13 protein-coding genes are annotated in these 14,391 nt (G+C 50.3%); 7 read left to right on the forward strand and 6 right to left on the reverse strand.

The window, feature by feature from the left end; all coding sequences use genetic code 11:
* Window positions 1–6: 6 nt before the first annotated feature.
* Complete coding sequence (locus tag BZG84_RS04350; protein WP_077480208.1) at window positions 7–1,161, reverse strand: DUF2066 domain-containing protein; 1,155 nt, start codon at window positions 1,159–1,161, stop codon at window positions 7–9.
* A 251-nt stretch (window positions 1,162–1,412) separates the two neighbouring features.
* On the opposite strand from BZG84_RS04350, the gene BZG84_RS04355 reads away from it, so the two are divergent.
* The gene (locus BZG84_RS04355) at window positions 1,413–2,663 is read left to right on the forward strand and encodes a uracil-xanthine permease family protein (protein WP_077480209.1); all 1,251 of its coding nucleotides are present in this window, start codon (window positions 1,413–1,415) and stop codon (window positions 2,661–2,663) included.
* Between the two features lie 64 nt (window positions 2,664–2,727).
* Here the strand turns inward: BZG84_RS04355 and gltX are convergent, their stop codons facing one another.
* The 3 genes from gltX to zipA all read right to left on the reverse strand — a co-directional run bounded on the left by gltX (window position 2,728) and on the right by zipA (window position 7,290).
* Window positions 2,728–4,152: a glutamate--tRNA ligase gene (gltX, locus tag BZG84_RS04360; protein ID WP_077661837.1), complete on the reverse strand. Its 1,425-nt coding sequence runs from the start codon at window positions 4,150–4,152 to the stop codon at window positions 2,728–2,730.
* 104 nt (window positions 4,153–4,256) lie between these two features.
* Window positions 4,257–6,266 (reverse strand): NAD-dependent DNA ligase LigA, encoded by a 2,010-nt coding sequence (gene ligA / locus BZG84_RS04365; protein WP_077480211.1) that lies wholly within the window; start codon window positions 6,264–6,266, stop codon window positions 4,257–4,259.
* Between the two features lie 115 nt (window positions 6,267–6,381).
* Window positions 6,382–7,290, reverse strand: coding sequence for a cell division protein ZipA (zipA, locus tag BZG84_RS04370; protein WP_077677999.1), 909 nt, complete (start codon window positions 7,288–7,290; stop codon window positions 6,382–6,384).
* Window positions 7,291–7,552: 262 nt separating this feature from the next.
* Between zipA and cysZ the strand changes: the two genes are divergently transcribed.
* The 5 genes from cysZ (at window position 7,553) to crr (ending at window position 12,374) form a co-directional block, all read left to right on the forward strand.
* Complete coding sequence (gene cysZ, locus BZG84_RS04375) at window positions 7,553–8,311, forward strand: sulfate transporter CysZ (protein ID WP_077480213.1); 759 nt, start codon at window positions 7,553–7,555, stop codon at window positions 8,309–8,311.
* Window positions 8,312–8,502: 191 nt separating this feature from the next.
* Complete coding sequence (gene cysK / locus BZG84_RS04380) at window positions 8,503–9,471, forward strand: cysteine synthase A (protein ID WP_069587398.1); 969 nt, start codon at window positions 8,503–8,505, stop codon at window positions 9,469–9,471.
* Between the two features lie 318 nt (window positions 9,472–9,789).
* Window positions 9,790–10,047: an HPr family phosphocarrier protein gene (locus BZG84_RS04385; RefSeq protein WP_077480214.1), complete on the forward strand. Its 258-nt coding sequence runs from the start codon at window positions 9,790–9,792 to the stop codon at window positions 10,045–10,047.
* Between the two features lie 50 nt (window positions 10,048–10,097).
* A complete protein-coding gene (gene ptsI, locus BZG84_RS04390; RefSeq protein WP_077480215.1) occupies window positions 10,098–11,825 on the forward strand; it encodes a phosphoenolpyruvate-protein phosphotransferase PtsI in 1,728 nt (575 codons plus the stop codon).
* 39 nt (window positions 11,826–11,864) lie between these two features.
* Window positions 11,865–12,374 carry a PTS glucose transporter subunit IIA gene (gene crr, locus BZG84_RS04395; protein WP_069587401.1) on the forward strand — a complete coding sequence of 170 codons (510 nt, stop codon included), beginning with the start codon at window positions 11,865–11,867 and terminating at the stop codon, window positions 12,372–12,374.
* Window positions 12,375–12,432: 58 nt separating this feature from the next.
* On the opposite strand, the gene BZG84_RS04400 is transcribed toward crr, so the two are convergent.
* Window positions 12,433–13,356 carry a Dyp-type peroxidase gene (locus BZG84_RS04400; protein WP_077480216.1) on the reverse strand — a complete coding sequence of 308 codons (924 nt, stop codon included), beginning with the start codon at window positions 13,354–13,356 and terminating at the stop codon, window positions 12,433–12,435.
* Entirely contained in the window at window positions 13,353–13,856 is a 504-nt protein-coding gene (locus BZG84_RS04405; RefSeq protein ID WP_077480217.1) for a DUF2919 domain-containing protein, read from the reverse strand. The genes BZG84_RS04400 and BZG84_RS04405 overlap by 4 nt, the downstream gene beginning before the upstream one ends.
* Window positions 13,857–13,976: 120 nt before the next feature.
* On the opposite strand from BZG84_RS04405, the gene BZG84_RS04410 reads away from it, so the two are divergent.
* Entirely contained in the window at window positions 13,977–14,324 is a 348-nt protein-coding gene (locus tag BZG84_RS04410; protein ID WP_077480218.1) for a DUF2956 domain-containing protein, read from the forward strand.
* The last annotated feature ends 67 nt before the right edge of the window (window positions 14,325–14,391 follow it).

Here is a 14,391-nt window from a genome sequence, read left to right on the forward strand (position 1 = left end):
ATGCGGTTACGAGGACTGCCAAACAAACCACAGCGTCGTGTCATCCTCAGCTAGGACATCTCCTTCGAGTGTCGGCTCACTGTTGAGTCGAACGTCCTCATTCCTGCTATCTAATGCTGAGCCAGCTGGCTGCTGGGGTGACGTTGCCACTTTCTCACTACCCGCATAATCGAGACGCTCTTGCGGGGTCATAAGACGGATTTCGCGATTCGCGGTCAGCTCGTTAATCAATGCTTGTTGTGAGGCAGCTAAACGTACCGTAAATCGCAACGCATCTCCTTCGAGCTCCGCTAGGTGTGCGCTTTGTAGCGCATTTAATCCAGCTAGCGTGCGCTCTAGCTGGACATAATCATCACCACCTTGTACGCCTGCAATCGCCAACGTCACCGCTTGACTGTCATCATTTTGATCAAACACCACGGCAGTACGGGTCGCATAATAATCGGCAACCGCATTGATCATAGCCGCACTGTCGCCTTGCCCGCGCTGTTGATCGGCTTGCAAGTCGCTCGCATCGGGGAAGAATTGCCAACGTATGCCCTGCGGGATCAGTTTGGCAATCACAATACCGTCCGCTTGATAGCGCTGACTCGCGTCGCTAACCGGGCCGATAAAGCCTCCCCAAAGATCACTGGCAGAAATTGCCATCAGATCATCAAAATCGCCTACCGGCACCAATACGGGCAGACCCCGCTTGGCAGCACTGTCTCGCAAGGCGTCAACCAAAGCCACATCGCTTTGTTCCCACACAATTTCGCGTTCAGTACCACGATCGTCCACCAGCCATACTAAGACGGACGGACGCGGCGTACCCCATAAAGGCAATCCCGCATCACGCAGCAGCGCTTGCACTTGCTGGCTATCAAAGCCCACTTCAAGGGTCCGTACCGATTCGCTGCTCTCCGTACGCGCCGTTTCACCATATCCTACCTGGGTGATCAAACCATCCACATCATTAAGACGATTCTGCACACTGGGGTTATCGGCAATGTCACGTTGTCCCGAGACTTTGACCAACACGTCCAGCAAGCCTTGTTGCTTAGCCGCTTGTTGCGACGTTTGAGCGCCGTTATCTAATGGTACGCTTGCATGGTACAAATTATTGGCAAAGACGCTGGGTAGCCACAGCATAGCCATCACGGCCATTACAAATCGGATCATAGTTTTTCCACATTGATTGATGGGATGTTGGGATCATAAGCGCTCTTGTCCTCTCTCAGCAATGCTCTTACCTAAAAAAGACCTGATTCCTGACCGTTGGTTCACATAGCCCTCTCACCACGCTGCCTCTCGCCACTAGAATGAAATCCGTTACATCGATTATTTGCTACCGATCTCACATTGATAAATATGACAAGCATCACATCTTGGCTTTGTGCTAACATCTCGCGATTTTTTTTGGAGGTGAGACTATGATGCAAGTTTTACAAGGCGCACAGATGCTATTTGTTGCATTTGGCGCATTGGTATTGGTGCCATTATTAACTGGGCTTGACCCCAATGTCGCCCTCTTTGGTGCCGGTATTGGAACCCTGATTTTTCAACTTATCACCCGTCGCTCCGTCCCCATTTTCCTCGCCTCTTCTTTCGCCTTTATCGCTCCCATTCTTTACGGTGTTAACAACTTTGGTATTCCCGCCACCATGGGCGGCCTAATGGCGGCTGGGATGGTTTACCTGATTATGGGCGGTATTATCCGCGTCAAAGGCGTCGACATCATTCACAAGTTGTTGCCACCTGTGGTGGTGGGTCCTGTCATTATGGTGATTGGTCTGGGGCTTGCGCCAACTGCGGTCAATATGGCGTTGGGGAAAAGTGGCGATGGCGGCACGCAAATTATCGCCGGTGATGTTGCAATTTGGATTTCGTTGCTATCGCTGCTGACCACCATACTGATCAGTGTGTTTGCTAAAGGCTTCTTTAAGTTGGTGCCAATCTTGGCGGGTATCGTGGTGGGATATATCGCCAGCCTTATCATGGGCGTAGTCGATTTCACCGCTGTGACTCAAGCAAGCTGGCTCGCCATGCCCGCCTTTACGCTGCCTGAATTTAATATCAACGCTATCTTATTCATGATCCCCGTGGCGATCGCTCCCGCTGTTGAGCATGTGGGCGATATGTTGGCTATCTCAAATGTCACCCGCAAAGACTACCTGAAAAAACCCGGTCTTCACCGCACCATGGCAGGTGACGGTGCCGCTACCATTGCCGCATCTTTATTCGGTGCGCCACCCAATACCACTTACAGCGAAGTCACCGGAGCCGTGATGCTCACCAAAGCATTTAACCCAGTGATTATGACCTATGCAGCATTAACGGCAATTGTGTTGGCCTTTGTCGGAAAGCTGGGCGCAGTGTTACTGACCATTCCTTTGCCTGTGATGGGCGGGATCATGATCTTATTATTCGGCTCTATCGCGACGGTGGGATTAAATACCCTGATCCGCAATCAAGTCGATCTGCATGACTCTCGCAACCTCGCGATTGTCGGCGTAACCTTGGTCTTTGGTATTGGCGGCATGGCATTCGGCATTGGCGATTTTAGCTTACAAGGCATTAGCCTGTGTGGTCTGGTCGCGATTGTGCTCAACCTTGTGTTGCCACGTAAAATGGGCGAAAACCATATTGTTGACAGTGCGCAGATGGAAGAAGGCTCGCACTAACCCCGATCGAAAAAGGGCGCCGAAGCGCCCTTTTGGATTTTCCCACCTAAGGTGGTTGAGTTGATTAACCTTGCGCCGCACGCGCTTCAACAAGCTTAATCGCTTGCTCAATACGCGCGACCACACGGTCTTTACCAATCAGGTGCATGACCGCATCCACAGAAGGCGATTGACCGCCACCGGTAACCGCAACGCGTAATGGCATGCCCACTTTGCCCATGCCCACATCCAAATCGGCACAGGTATCGGCGATTACTGCTTTTAAGGCTTCCACGCTCCAGTCTTGCAGCGCTTCAATTTTGCCTTTCGCCACTTGTAATGGCTCTAGTGCCACCGGACGCAGGTGCTTTTTCGCCGCCGCTGGGTCGATCTCATCAAAGTCTTGATAGAAGTAACGGCTTTGTTCCGCCAGTTCTACCAAGGTATGACAACGCTCGCCGACCAGCTGGATCACGTCGGTGATGGCCGGGCCTTGGCTAATGTCGATGCCAGCTTGATCGAGGTGCCACTGCAGATGCTGCGCGACCTCTTGCGGGTCAGCGTGCTTAATGTAGTGGTTGTTCAACCACAGCAGCTTTTCAGTGTTAAACGCTGAGGCTGACTTGCTGATCGCCTCAAGGCTAAACAGTTCAATCATCTCATCGAGCGAGAAAATTTCTTGGTCACCATGTGACCAGCCCAAGCGCACCAAATAGTTCAGCAACGCATGAGGCAAGAAGCCCTGATCGCGATATTGCATAACGCTGACCGCACCGTGGCGCTTAGACAGTTTCGCTCCGTCATCACCAAGGATCATCGAGCAATGCGCAAACTCAGGGACCGGTGCGCCCAGCGCTTTGTAGATATTGATCTGACGTGGGGTGTTGTTGATGTGGTCTTCACCACGCACAACTTGGGTGATCCCCATATCCCAGTCATCCACAACCACACAGAAGTTGTAGGTTGGGCTGCCGTCGGTACGGCGGATAATCAGGTCATCCAGTTCACTGTTCGCAATTTCAATACGGCCGCGGATCTTGTCGTCAAAGACAACCTTACCCTCTTTCGGGTTGCGGAAACGGATCACATGCGGGTCATCCGCCTTAGCGTTTTGATTCGCTTCAATCACTTTTGGATGATCAGCGTCGTAGCGTGGCTTAAGACCGTCTGCTTTTTGTTGCTCACGGATCTCATCGAGCAGCTCTTTCGGGGCATAGCATTTATAGGCTTTGTCTTCCGCCAAAAGTTGGTCAACAAGCTGGTTATATCGGTCAAAACGCTTGGTTTGATAATATGGACCTTCATCCCACGTTAAACCCAACCATTCCATCCCTTCTAAGATGGCGTCGATGGCCTCTTGGGTTGAACGCTCAAGATCAGTATCTTCAATACGCAATACAAATTGACCGCCTTGGCTGCGTGCTGCTAGCCAAGAATAGAGTGCTGTACGCGCACCGCCCACGTGCAAAAAGCCGGTTGGGCTGGGGGCAAAGCGGGTTTTGATAGTCATTAGGATCCCTATCCCAGTGGTGAGAATGATGAGTGAGAGTTAGTTTACCAGTACAGGTAAATTCCACAATCGAGGCCACGGGATTCCCCGAAGCCTCGCGGTATTTATTGGTTGATCAGTGCCAGCATGCCGTCTTCATCTAACACAGTCACACCTAAATCTTGCGCTTTGGTCAGTTTCGAGCCAGCGGCTTCACCGGCAATCAAGATATCTGTTTTCGCCGAGACGCTTCCGGTCACTTTAGCCCCTAACGCTTGCAGCGCGGCTTTTGCATCCGTACGCGACATTTGCGACAAGGTACCAGTCAACACGATGGTTTTTCCCGCCAAAGGCTGTGCTTGCGCATCCGTTTGTTGGGCCACTTCCGGCCAGTGGATCCCAGTTTCCAACAGTGCATCCAACACATCTTGGTTGTGAGGTTCGGCAAAGAAGCGAACAATATGGCCCGCCACAATCGTCCCAACATCTGGGACCGCAATCAAGGCTTCTTCATCCGCGGCGCGCAGCGCGTCGAGGGTTTTAAAATGTGTGGCCAGATTTTGTGCCGTGGCTTCGCCAACCTCACGGATCCCCAACGCATAAATAAATCGAGGCAAGGTGGTTGCTTTGGCTTTTTCTAGCGCATCAATCAGATTTTGTGCTGATTTTGGCCCCATTCTATCCAAGGCGGTGACGCGGCCCGCCGTGAGGCGAAACAGATCAGCGGGAGTATGGATCAGCTCTTTTTCAATCAGCTGCTCGACGATTTTATCACCGAGGCCATCAATATCCATCGCCTTACGCGAGGAGAAATGCTTAATGGCTTCTTTACGTTGCGCAAGGCAAATTAACCCGCCAGTACAACGCGCCACCGCTTCACCCTCAACACGAGTGACCGCAGAATCACACACAGGACAAGCAGTTGGAAAAACAATCGGCTGCGCATGTTCTGGACGGCGGCTTTCTACCACGCCGACCACTTGTGGGATCACATCACCCGCGCGACGGATCACCACGGTATCACCGATATGAACCCCTAAACGCTCAATTTCATCGCCATTGTGTAAGGTCGCATTGCTGACCGTCACGCCCCCGACAAAAACAGGTGCCAGTTTTGCGACCGGTGTGATGGCTCCCGTTCGTCCCACTTGGAACTCAACATCGTTGAGGGTGGTAATTTCTTCTTGAGCCGGGAATTTATAAGCAATTGCCCAACGGGGAGCGCGCGCAACAAACCCTAGGGTTTGCTGGCTTTCAATGCTGTCGACTTTTATCACCACCCCGTCAATTTCATAGGGCAATGCATCACGTCGGGCTAAGATGTCTTGGTAGTAGCGTTTGACACCAGCTAAATCCGTCACCTGTTTGACTTCAGGGCTAAGCGCTAGACCCCACTGTTTAAGCTTTTGCAGGCGTTGGAACTGCCCCTCGCCAAATGGTGTCGACATAATGCCAACGGCATAAGCATAAAAACTAAGCGGACGGCTGGCTGCAACTTTAGGGTCCAATTGACGCAGACTACCGGCGGCCGCGTTGCGCGGGTTGGCAAAGGTTTTATCCCCTCGCTTGAGGGCAGCTTCATTAAGTGCCTCAAAGCCCGCTTTAGGCATAAAGACTTCACCGCGCACCTCAAGACGCGTCGGCCAATCTCCCGCCTGCAACGTCAACGGGACGTTACGAATCGTTTTCACATTGTGGGTGATGTTTTCACCCGTGGTGCCATCGCCTCGGGTCGCAGCTTGGACCAAGACACCATTTTCGTAAATCAAGCTAACCGCTAAGCCATCAAGTTTTGGCTCACAGGTATAGGTGACAGACTCGCCATCACCGAGTCTGTCTTTAACACGGCGTTCAAAGTCAGCCAGATCGTCATCACTGAAGGCATTGCCCAAAGATAACATCGCCAACTCGTGGGTCACTGTCTCAAATGCGCTAAGCGGTGCGCCACCCACACGCTGACTCGGCGAATCAGCCGTCACCCATTCAGGGTGCTCAGCTTCAATGGCCAGCAACGTTTGCATTAAACGATCGTACTCCGCGTCCGGCAGCTCAGGGCTGTCTTCGACATAGTAACGATAGGCATGGTAGTTAAGCTGATGCTTCAACGCATCCAGTTGTTCTTTGCTGTAAGCCATGATTGATCTGTTGTGACTGATTGAGTGACAGGCAAGTATATACGTATTAACGGCGAAGATGGAGATGTGTGCGTGTAGGTGGTTGGCCGATGAACAATCACCGACCAACTTCGACCTATGCAGAGAAGGCTTTAACCCGCTCTCGGTACTCGTCAAGGCGAGACGGCGTCATCATGGCGCGCGCATCGTCAAGCACCAGCCCGCCGAGCTCATCGGCAATCTGCTGCGCGGTTTGTAGCATCAGTTTGAAGTTTTGTTCCGGCTCACCATAACAAGGCAAGGTCATGAAGAAGCTAATTCCAGGCGTTTCAAAGCCATCAATATGACCGATATCAAAGGTCCCTGGTTTTACCATGTTCGCGACACTAAACAGCACCTTGCCCGTGCCTGACGGATCGGAATGACGGTGATAAATCCCCATATCACCAAAGCGCAAGCCATGCTGTTCAAGGCTATTGGTTAACTCAAGACCGTTGAAAATGGCATTGTTATTGGCATGAACATGCAAAACAAGCACTTCAGTTTCATCTTCCGACTCGGCGGCTTCACCTTGCTCCGCGTCATGCTCGGCAGTGTCTGGTTGCGCAGTGTCATTAGTGACCGGCGCAGTATCCTCACCGTCTTCTGCTTGATGGGCGGTAAATGGCGCGGCGGATTGCTCGCCCGCTGCAGGCTCAGGGGCATCATCGGCCGCCGACATTGATGGAAAAGCAGGCTCGACGGGGTCTGTCTTCGCGGATTCGTCGGCAAACAAGGGGTCGACATCGGGTTTATCACCAAAACTCACCGCAGGCTCTTTGCGGCTGGGTTTCGGATTGTCGCCAGAGGCGCTTTTGACGACTCGGACTGCGCCTATCCCGTCTTGATCAAACCCTTGGTCGTCTTTGCTGTCATCCAATTTTCCCAGCGGCTTTTCACCAAATTTGGTGCTCTTTTCTTTCTTATTGGTCCAGAGGCCATGCAACAGCAAAGCTGCAATTGCTAATGCTCCCAAAACAATCAGTACAAGGCGCAATTCCTGCATCGTCGATTCTCAAATCTGTGTTTGTTCAGCGTATTGATTAGCTTATGGCATAGCGTGCGCAGATACGCAAACGCTTTGTCGATCATAAGCGGGCCACATTGACTAACGCAATGCGTAATCGGTCAACTTAGTTAACTGTATCAAAAGTTGGAGACAATTTAACGAATACAGCGACAGAAATGCGTAAAGTTTCCACGCATTTGACCGTTGTCAGCACCTCGGTTGGGCCAGTAGTATAACCCCAAATCAAAAAGGAGATGTCATGACCCACCGTGTTCATCCTCAGCCTCGAAGCGGGGCTGGCTATTTGTTACAAGGTTTTTCACTGATGCTGACGCCGGGATTACGCCGTTTTGTAGTGATCCCGATTATCGTCAATGTGTTATTGATGGGCGGCGCATTTGCTTATTTATTGTCTCAATTTAGCGATTGGATTGATACTTGGCTTGCGACCCTCCCAGAATGGCTGTCTTGGCTGTCCTTTGTGCTTTGGCCGCTGGTCGTGATTGCTATCTTAGTGGTGTTTTCCTACTTCTTTAGCACCTTAGCTAACTGGATTGCAGCTCCATTCAACGGTTTATTGGCGGAGCATTTAGAGGCCAAGCTGACCGGCGCCCCCTCGCCCAATGATGGCATGCTCGATGTGGTTAAAGATCTGCCACGGGTAATGAAACGGGAATGGCAAAAACTGATGTACTACATTCCTAAGGCGCTGGGATTGCTGCTGCTATTATGGATCCCCGCCTTAGGCCAAACACTTGGTCCGGTATTGTGGTTTGTATTTAGTGCTTGGATGATGGCCATTCAATACTGTGACTATCCATTTGATAACCACAAGGTAGCCTTCCCGACCATGCGCGACAGCCTGAAACAATGCAGAGGTACATCGCTCAGTTTTGGGGCTGTGGTGATGCTGTTTACCATGACGCCAATCCTGAACCTGTTAGTCATGCCTGCTGCCGTATGCGGCGCCACCGCATTATGGGTCGACACTTATAAGTCGCGACTCGGGCGCTACTAGCTGGTTGTTACCTCACTCAAAAACCTCTACGCTCAGAGAGAAAAGCTCACAATTTCAGTGGGCTTTTCTTTTATTTGCCAATCATTTATTGGTCGATGTCACAATAAGATATAACCAACTGATCCTTTTCAAAACAGGCATCAGAGATATGCTTATAGCCAAACTAATCGGTGTCATGAAGGAACGATACAATGGGTAAGATTTACGAAGACAACACACAAACTATCGGTAATACCCCGCTGGTTCGCCTCAATCGCGTAGCTAAGCCAAACGTGCTTGCCAAAATCGAAGCGCGTAACCCAAGCTTCAGCGTCAAGTGCCGAATCGGCGCCAACATGATTTGGGACGCCGAGAAAAAAGGCACCTTGAAACCCGGTATTGAGCTGATTGAACCGACCAGTGGTAACACGGGGATTGCACTCGCTTATGTTGCTGCCGCACGTGGTTATAAACTCACCTTAACGATGCCTGAGTCGATGAGCTTAGAGCGTCGTAAACTGCTTAAAGCGCTGGGCGCGAAGCTGGTGCTAACCGAAGCGCCGAAAGGCATGAAAGGGGCGATTGCAAAAGCAGAAGAAATCATGGCCGCAGAGCCCGGCAAATACCTAATGCTGCAACAGTTCGATAACCCCGCTAACCCTGAAATCCATGAAAAGACAACGGGACCTGAGCTGTGGGACGACACAGATGGTGAGATTGACGTGTTTGTTGCAGGTGTCGGTACCGGCGGGACACTGACCGGTGTGAGCCGCTACATCAAAAACACCCAAGGTAAAGCGATCACGACCGTCGCCGTTGAGCCTGCAGAGTCGCCTGTGATTGCACAAACTTTGGCCGGTGAAGATGTGCAACCTGCTCCTCACAAAATTCAAGGCATTGGCGCGGGCTTTGTTCCTAAAAACTTGGATGTCAGCCTGATCGACAAAGTGGTTTCTGTCACCTCAGATGAAGCCATCGAAATGGCACGTCGCCTGATGGAAGAAGAAGGCATTTTGGCCGGTATTTCATCAGGTGCGGCTGTGGTTGCTGCCAACAAAATTGCTGAGCTTCCTGAGTTTGCAAACAAGAAGATCGTCACAATTTTGCCAAGTGCTGCAGAACGTTATCTCAGCTCACCGCTGTTCGCAGGCATGTTTACCGAGCTAGAAAACGAACAGTAACAGCAGGTTAGTGTGCACAGCACATTTACCTCCCCCTGACAAAAGGCCCACATCGGGCCTTTTTTGTTTGATTTTTATATTAAGCTTTAGTAAAAAACGTCTGCCTTTTTATTTTCCGCATCAAAATAAAAGCGACATCACCTGATGAGCGGAAGGTCAAAAACGGCAAAAAGATGACAGGAAATTGACATGGATTAAGCTATACGGTCAATTTCTTGGTTAGGTTAACGCCAACGGATAGCGAAAATGCCCGTCAGCGGTTAAGCTAATCTTAGATTTAATACATAGATTTAAAAAAATAGAGATACGGGGTGAATCATGTATAAGAAGCAAGTTGAAATTACTGCAGAAAACGGCCTACACACTCGTCCAGCAGCGCAGTTCGTAAAAGATGCGAAAGCCTATGATGCTGACATCACTGTTGAGTCTAACGGTAAAAGCGCGAGCGCAAAAAGCCTGTTCAAACTTCAAACCCTTGGCTTGACCAAAGGCACCATGGTGACTATCTCTGCTGAAGGTGCGCAAGCACAAGAAGCTGTTGAGCACCTAGTAAAACTGATGGGCGAGCTGGAGTAATCCGGCTCTTTTTCTATCGGTTTTAAGTTTGGTAAACGTAAGGTAAAGCTATGATTTCAGGCATCCTGGCATCACCTGGTATTGCTTTCGGTAAAGCACTGCTGCTGCAAGAAGAAGACGTTGTAATCAATAAAAACAAGATTGCCGCGTCTCAAGTCGATCAAGAAATTCAGCGCGTATTGGATGCTCGCGAAAAGTCTAAGACGCAACTTGAAGCGATCAAAGACAAAGCAAGGGAAACCTTCGGCGAAGAGAAAGAAGCCATCTTCGAAGGTCACATCATGCTGCTAGAAGATGAAGAGCTGGAAGAAGAAATTGTCAGCTTCATCAAGTCAAACCTAGCAACCGCCGACCACGCCATCTACAGCGTGATTGAAGAACAAGCGGTGACGCTTGAGTCACTCGACGACGATTATCTGAAAGAGCGCGCCGCAGACATTCGTGACATTGGCTCACGCTTTGTGAAAAACGCGCTAGGCATCAACATGGTGTCTCTCAGTGCAATTAACGAGCAAGTGATCTTGGTCGCCAACGATTTAACGCCTTCTGAAACGGCGCAAATCGACCTGAACTATGTGCTGGGCTTTATCACAGACATTGGCGGACGTACGTCTCACACCTCGATTATGGCACGCTCGCTTGAGCTTCCAGCCGTGGTGGGTACTAACGATGCGACTGCGAAAATTAAAAATGGCGACATGCTGGTACTGGATGCCGTAAACAACAAGATTGTTGTGAACCCATCTGAAGGCGAGTTGGCGAAATTTAAAGCCATTCGCGATCAGTACCAAGCAGAAAAAGCTGAGCTGGCGAAATTGAAAGATTTGCCTGCCATTACGCTGGACGGTCATCAAGTTGAAGTCTGCGGTAACGTAGGTACCGTCAAAGACTGTGACGGTGTCAACCGTAACGGTGGTGAAGGTGTCGGTCTTTACCGCACCGAGTTCCTATTTATGGACCGTGATTCACTGCCTACCGAAGAAGAACAGTATCAAGCGTACAAAGCGGTCGCTGAGGCGGTTGATGGTCATCCAGTGATCATCCGTACCATGGACATTGGTGGCGATAAAGACCTGCCATACATGGACCTGCCTGACGAAATGAACCCATTCTTGGGTTGGCGTGCAGTGCGTATCAGCTTGGATCGTCGTGAAATTCTGCGTGACCAACTCCGTGCTATTTTGCGTGCATCTGCACACGGTAAAGTCCGCGTGATGTTCCCAATGATCATCTCTGTTGAAGAAATCCGTGAGCTGAAAACCGCGCTAGAGACCTACAAAGCTGAGCTGCGTGAAGAAGACCTCGCCTTTGATGAGTCACTAGAAATCGGTGTGATGGTAGAAACACCAGCGGCCGCCGCCATTGCTCATCACCTTGCTAAAGAAGTCGACTTCTTCAGCATCGGAACCAACGATTTGACCCAGTACACCCTGGCTGTCGACCGTGGCAACGAACTGATTTCTCACCTGTACAATCCACTGTCACCTGCGGTATTGACGGTTATCAAGCAAGTGATTGATGCCTCACATGCCGAAGGTAAATGGACCGGAATGTGCGGAGAACTTGCAGGGGATGAGAAAGCAACGTTACTATTGATGGGTATGGGCCTGGATGAGTTCAGTATGAGTGCCATCTCTATCCCTCGCATCAAGAAGATTATCCGTAATGCCAACTTTGCTGATGTGAAAGCGATGGCCGACACAGCCCTCAATCTGCCAACTGCGGCAGAAATCGAAGCCTATGTCGAAAAATTTATTGCGGAAAAAACCGTCTGCTAATATACAATCAGCAAAGAATTACTGCTTAGGAGCAACACTATGGGTCTGTTCGACAAACTGAAGAAGTTGGTGTCAGAAGACAGCAACGACGCAAGTGCTATTGAAATTATCGCCCCATTATCGGGTGAGATCGTCAACATTGAAGACGTGCCTGATGTTGTGTTTGCTGAGAAAATCGTCGGTGATGGCATTGCAATCAAGCCTTCAGGCGACAAAATGGTAGCACCTGTAAACGGTACTATCGGTAAGATTTTCGAAACCAACCACGCTTTCTCTATCGAGTCTGAAGATGGCGTTGAGCTTTTCGTGCACTTCGGTATTGATACCGTTGAGCTGAAAGGCGAAGGCTTTAAGCGTATTGCAGAAGAAGGCCAAACAGTGAAAGCGGGCGACACCGTGATCGAGTTTGACTTGGGCATGCTGGAAGAAAAAGCTAAATCAACGCTAACCCCGGTTGTTATCTCTAACATGGACGAGATCAAAGAGCTGACTAAGCTTTCTGGTGCCGTCACTGTGGGTGAAACACCTGTACTGCGCGTGACCAAGTAATTCAAATTTGGTCGACGATAAGAAAACGCAGCCTCCGGGCTGCGTTTTTTATTGCCCGTTATGCAACACCGGGTTGGCTAAGACGCTCCACATATTGCGCTAACGTGGTCTGTGAAGGCATAAACATAATGGCGCCGGTCACCGCTTGGGTAAAGCTTAACATCATGTCGGTTTTGCCATCGCGTTCACCAAACATGCTATCTAACATCACATCCAACGGATGTTGCTGTTGGCAATAGGCGAGAAACAATAGCCCATGCTCGCCACTGACACTGCCGTATGGCAGGCTCTGACGAAGAATTTTCAGGCCGACCCCGTTTTCTTTGATGTCCACCCGCCCAACGTGGGATGTATCCGGCATGTCCTCAAGTTCGATGGAGTCAGGCTTGGTGCGTCCAATCACCTTTTCTTGTGCCGCTTGCTGTAACCGCTCCCAAGCTGGTAGATCATGGACATAGCGTTGGACCAAAGCCACACTACCCCCAGCAAACGGTCCGTCTGGGATCACTGCAACCGCTTCACGCGCAAGACCTTGCGGATTTTCCGTGCCATCGATAAAGCCTGTCATATCACGCGCATCGAGATAGCGGAACCCTGCTGTTTCATCCACCACATCCACGACTTTCTTAATGGGGGTTAACCATTGCTGAAAAACATAGAAATTCAAATCGTGCCGCAAACCATGAAGATGAATAAAAACATCACAGTCAGTCTGAGGCGCCCGATGTTTGCGACTCTCTCGGAGACGAAAGTCTGTCACGTCCTCCGGATAGGCTAACCCGTGGGCACGACAAAAAGCAGGGCTAAATCCGACCGCCACACCCATCTGAGCATCACCAAAGACCTCTTGCGTTTGCTTGGCAATCTCAGCCAACCGCTGACATTGCTGTAGCACCAAGGCGGCATCATCAGTGACCTTAAGCATCACATACAATGCATAGGGTCCACCATCAGGGACAATCGCGGACTGTGCCTGTGTCATGTTACTTCTCCTTTGTACTTATTGTTCTCTGTGGCGCTTAAATGTAAGCCACGGATAAACTGGTAAAAAAAACGTTTCACCCGTCGGCTTCTTAACCAATACAAGCTCCCCCACACCACCCATAGTCCGTGGCATGCAATCAACCAATCAAACTGCCCGTCAGTAGCCATTAATGTCCTAAGCACATGCGCCCCTTCCCACCCCCAGACCGGCCAAATTAAGGCATAGCCCCAGTGCCAAAGGCGCTGAGCCCACCAAGGTGCACGGTGACAATTGCCAACCAACAACAGAAGCATGAGAGGTAACACGCCCACCGCCAAACTGGCGTACAGGGCAGGTTTGTCTGGATAAAATAGTGCCAGCAATTCACTGCCTTGCTGTCGACTGACCCCTGCCATCGCGAGTAGCCACCATGCACGGCTTAATAAAATAAGACAGATCAGATAAGTCACGGGCGCTTTTAAAAAGCCCTTCTCGTCATAATGGTGAAGTGTATCCATGTGTATGCCAATATTATTGCGCTATTGACCAACATGACGCGCACACCGAAAAACTGCAAGATCCCGATGAGAATTTGTTACTCTATTCACCTGATATATCATCCGCAGTACGGAGCAAACATGGGGAAACAAGCAGCCGCTGTCTCGCCTGAAACACAGCAAGAAGCCATGCGTGTAGCCAAAGCGACACAAAAACCAGGACAAACCAAAGCCCAAACCAAACTGATTGCCCAAGGCATCGAGAAAGGTATTGCGCAATATAAGAAAGAGCAAAAAGCCAAAGCGCGCGCACACGACAAAGCTCGGAAGAAAAAACAAAAACAAGCGAGTGAGCATACCGACACTGTCACTGCTAGCGCACCGCCACAACCGACAACATCTGCGCGCGATCGCAGCGATAGCCGTCTACCTTGGCTATTATTGGTGATCAGTTGGATTGGCTTTATTAGTTACCTATGGGTGGGATAATGATACGAACACGGACATTGGGGTTACTCGTGGCATTGACGCTTACAGGGTGCTCGACAGGAGACAA

This window comes from Salinivibrio sp. PR932, assembly GCF_001996125.1.
GTDB lineage: Bacteria > Pseudomonadota > Gammaproteobacteria > Enterobacterales > Vibrionaceae > Salinivibrio > Salinivibrio proteolyticus.

Coding starts and splice junctions, on each gene's coding strand:
- BZG84_RS04355 (WP_077480209.1), top strand. CDS start 1,413: ATGATGCAAGTTTTACAAGGCGCACAGATGCTATTTGTTGCATTTGGC.
- BZG84_RS04385 (WP_077480214.1), top strand. CDS start 9,790: ATGTATAAGAAGCAAGTTGAAATTACTGCAGAAAACGGCCTACACACT.
- BZG84_RS04400 (WP_077480216.1), bottom strand. CDS start 13,356: ATGACACAGGCACAGTCCGCGATTGTCCCTGATGGTGGACCCTATGCA.
- cysZ (WP_077480213.1), top strand. CDS start 7,553: ATGACCCACCGTGTTCATCCTCAGCCTCGAAGCGGGGCTGGCTATTTG.
- BZG84_RS04405 (WP_077480217.1), bottom strand. CDS start 13,856: ATGGATACACTTCACCATTATGACGAGAAGGGCTTTTTAAAAGCGCCC.
- BZG84_RS04350 (WP_077480208.1), bottom strand. CDS start 1,161: ATGATCCGATTTGTAATGGCCGTGATGGCTATGCTGTGGCTACCCAGC.
- zipA (WP_077677999.1), bottom strand. CDS start 7,290: ATGCAGGAATTGCGCCTTGTACTGATTGTTTTGGGAGCATTAGCAATT.
- crr (WP_069587401.1), top strand. CDS start 11,865: ATGGGTCTGTTCGACAAACTGAAGAAGTTGGTGTCAGAAGACAGCAAC.
- BZG84_RS04410 (WP_077480218.1), top strand. CDS start 13,977: ATGGGGAAACAAGCAGCCGCTGTCTCGCCTGAAACACAGCAAGAAGCC.
- cysK (WP_069587398.1), top strand. CDS start 8,503: ATGGGTAAGATTTACGAAGACAACACACAAACTATCGGTAATACCCCG.
- gltX (WP_077661837.1), bottom strand. CDS start 4,152: ATGACTATCAAAACCCGCTTTGCCCCCAGCCCAACCGGCTTTTTGCAC.
- ptsI (WP_077480215.1), top strand. CDS start 10,098: ATGATTTCAGGCATCCTGGCATCACCTGGTATTGCTTTCGGTAAAGCA.
- ligA (WP_077480211.1), bottom strand. CDS start 6,266: ATGGCTTACAGCAAAGAACAACTGGATGCGTTGAAGCATCAGCTTAAC.